Source organism: Azohydromonas caseinilytica, assembly GCF_012927045.1.
In the GTDB taxonomy this organism is placed as follows: domain Bacteria; phylum Pseudomonadota; class Gammaproteobacteria; order Burkholderiales; family Burkholderiaceae_C; genus Azohydromonas; species Azohydromonas caseinilytica.
The window spans coordinates 1-3,079 of the sequence record NZ_JABBFW010000074.1; the positions used below are offsets into that span (position 1 = coordinate 1).

General features: G+C 68.3%; 4 protein-coding genes. All 4 read left to right on the forward strand.

Translation table 11 applies throughout. The annotated features are described in order from the left end of the window. Positions 1–546, forward strand: a 546-nt coding sequence (locus HHL10_RS29915; protein WP_169164075.1) for a branched-chain amino acid ABC transporter permease, incomplete at its 5' end; no start/stop codon positions are given. Between the two features lie 19 nt (positions 547–565). Next, positions 566–1,684, forward strand: a complete 1,119-nt coding sequence (locus HHL10_RS29920; RefSeq protein ID WP_169164076.1) for a branched-chain amino acid ABC transporter permease — start codon at positions 566–568, stop codon at positions 1,682–1,684. Further along, on the forward strand, positions 1,681–2,454 hold the full coding sequence (locus tag HHL10_RS29925) for an ABC transporter ATP-binding protein (protein ID WP_169164077.1): 774 nt from the start codon (positions 1,681–1,683) through the stop codon (positions 2,452–2,454). Before HHL10_RS29920 ends, HHL10_RS29925 begins: the two co-directional genes overlap by 4 nt. A 34-nt stretch (positions 2,455–2,488) precedes the next feature. Continuing rightward, the coding region (locus tag HHL10_RS29930; protein ID WP_169164078.1) for an ABC transporter ATP-binding protein at positions 2,489–3,079 on the forward strand (591 nt) is incomplete at its 3' end.

A 3,079-nucleotide genomic window follows, 5' to 3' on the forward strand; every position in this document is an offset into this window, starting at 1 on the left:
CCCTTCCCGCAGCTGCTGCCCACCGACCCCATCGAGATCGGCGGCGCCGTCATCAGCGTCACGCAGATCCTGATCCTGAGCATCACGGCCATGGTGCTGGCCGCGCTGCTGTTCCTGGTGAACAAGACCAAGCTCGGCCGCGCCATGCGCGCCACGGCCGAGAACCCGCGCGTGGCCTCGCTCATGGGCGTGCGCCCGGACTGGGTGATCTCGGCCACGTTCATCATCGGCGCGGCGCTGGCCGCGGTGGCGGGCATCATGTGGGCCGCCAACTACGGCACCGTGCAGCACACCATGGGCTTCCTGCCGGGCCTCAAGGCCTTCACGGCCGCGGTGCTGGGGGGCATCGGCAACCTCGCCGGCGCGGTGGTGGGCGCGATCCTGCTGGGCCTGATCGAGGCCATCGGCGCGGGCTACCTGGGCGAGCTCACCGGCGGCGTGCTGGGCAGCCACTACGCCGACATCTTTGCCTTCATGGCGCTGGTGCTGGTGCTCACGCTGCGCCCGCAGGGCCTGCTGGGCGAGCGCACGGCCGACCGGGCCTGATCGCGCCGGAGAACGACTCATGAAAAACAAGCTTGTACTGTTCCTGATCGCCGCGATCGGGCTGCTGGCGTTGCCGCTGGTGGCGCAGGAGTTCGGCCAGGGCTGGGTGCGCATCATGGCGCTGGCGCTGCTGTACGTGATGCTGGCGCTGGGGCTGAACATCGTGGTGGGCTACGCCGGGCTGCTGGACCTGGGCTACGTGGCCTTCTACGCCGTGGGGGCGTACCTGTTCGCGCTGCTGTCCTCGCCGCACCTCTCGGAGAACTTCCCCAATATCGCCGCGGCGTTTCCCGACGGGCTGCACATGCCCATCTGGATCATCATCCCGCTGGCCGCAGCGGTGGCGGCGCTGGCGGGCATCGTGCTGGGCGCACCGGTGCTGCGCCTGCGCGGCGACTACCTGGCCATCGTCACGCTGGGCTTTGGCGAGATCATCCGGGTGTTCATGAACAACATGGAGTACCCGCTCAACATCACCAACGGCCCGCGCGGCATCAGCCAGATCGACCCGATGCACATCTTCGGCTTCAGCTTCGGCAAGCCGCTGACCATCGGGGACTACACCATCTCGCCGGTGGTGCTGTACTACTGGCTGTTCCTGGCGCTGGTGGTGTTCACGGTGGTGATCTGCCACCGGCTGGAGAACTCGCGCATCGGCCGCGCCTGGATGGCCATCCGCGAGGACGACGTGGCCGCCAAGGCCATGGGCATCAACGTGCGCAACATGAAGCTGCTGGCCTTCGCCATGGGCGCCACCTTCGGCGGCGTCTCGGGCTCGATGTTCGCGGCCTTCCAGGGCTTCATCTCGCCGGAGTCGTTCTCGCTGATGGAGTCCATCATGATCGTGGCGATGATCGTGCTGGGCGGCATTGGCCACATTCCGGGCGTGATCCTGGGCGCGGTGGCGCTGTCGGCCCTGCCTGAAATCCTGCGCTATGTCGCCGGGCCGCTGCAGGCGGCCACGGGCGGCCGTCTGGACGCGGCGATCCTGCGCCAGTTGCTGATCGCGCTGGCCATGATCGGCGTGATGCTGTCTCGCCCGCGCGGCATCTGGCCGCCGCCGGAGCACGGCAAGGCGGCGCCCACGCCGCCTGATACCAAGTCCACCGCCAACGTCACCAAGGAGCGCACGGCATGAGCGGCAACACCGTGCTCAAGGTCAGCAGCGTGAGCAAGCGCTTCGGCGGGCTGCAGGCCCTCTCCGAGGTGGGCATCGAGATCAAGGCCGGCCAGGTCTACGGTCTCATCGGCCCCAACGGCGCGGGCAAGACCACCTTCTTCAACGTCATCACGGGGCTGTACACGCCCGACTCCGGGGCATTCGAGCTCGGCGGCGCGCCCTACAAGCCCAGCGCCGTGCACGAGGTGGCCAAGGCCGGCATCGCGCGCACCTTCCAGAACATCCGCCTCTTTCCCGACATGACGGCGCTGGAGAACGTGATGGTGGGCCGCCATGTGCGCACGAGCTCCGGGCTCGTCGGCGCGGTGTTTCGCACCAAGAGCTTCCGCGACGAGGAGGCGCGCATCCGCGCGCGCGCCCAGGAGCTCATGGACTACGTGGGCATCGGCCGCTATGCCGAGTACAAGGCGCGCACGCTGTCCTACGGCGACCAGCGCCGGCTGGAGATCGCGCGGGCCCTGGCCACCGACCCCAAGCTCATCGCGCTGGACGAGCCCGCCGCGGGCATGAACGCCACGGAGAAGGTGGTGCTGCGCGAGCTCATCGACCGCATCCGCAAGGACGGGCGCACCATCCTCATCATCGAGCACGACGTGAAACTGATGATGGGCCTGTGCGACCGCGTCACGGTGCTCGACTACGGCAAGCAGATCGCCGACGGCACGCCCGCCGAGGTGCAGAAGAACCCCAAGGTGATCGAGGCCTACCTCGGCGCCGGCCAGCATTGAGGAGCCGCGCATGACCACCACGACCAATCCCCCGATGCTCAAGGTCAACGGGCTCAAGGTGGCCTACGGCGGCATCCAGGCCGTCAAGGGCATCAGCTTCGAGGTGCGCCAGGGCGAGCTCATCAGCCTCATCGGCGCCAACGGCGCGGGCAAGACCACCACGCTCAAGGCCGTCACGGGCACGCAGCCTATGGCCGCGGGCGAGATCGAGTTCCTGGGCAAGCCCATCCGCGGGCGCGGCGCCTGGGACCTGGTGAAAGAAGGCCTGGTGATGGTCCCCGAAGGCCGGGGCACCTTCACGCGCATGACCATCACCGAGAACCTGCAGATGGGCGCCTTCATCCGCAAGGACCGCGAGGTGGAGGCCGACATCGACAAGGTCTTCGCGCTGTTTCCGCGCCTGAAGGAGCGGCGCAACCAGCTCGCCGGCACCATGAGCGGGGGCGAGCAGCAGATGCTGGCCATGGGCCGCGCGCTCATGGCGCGCCCGAAGCTGCTCATCCTCGACGAGCCCTCGATGGGGCTGTCGCCGATCATGGTGGACAAGATCTTCGAGGTCGTGAGCGACGTGCACGGCCAGGGCATGACGGTGCTGCTGGTGGAGCAGAACGCCAGCCGCGCGCTG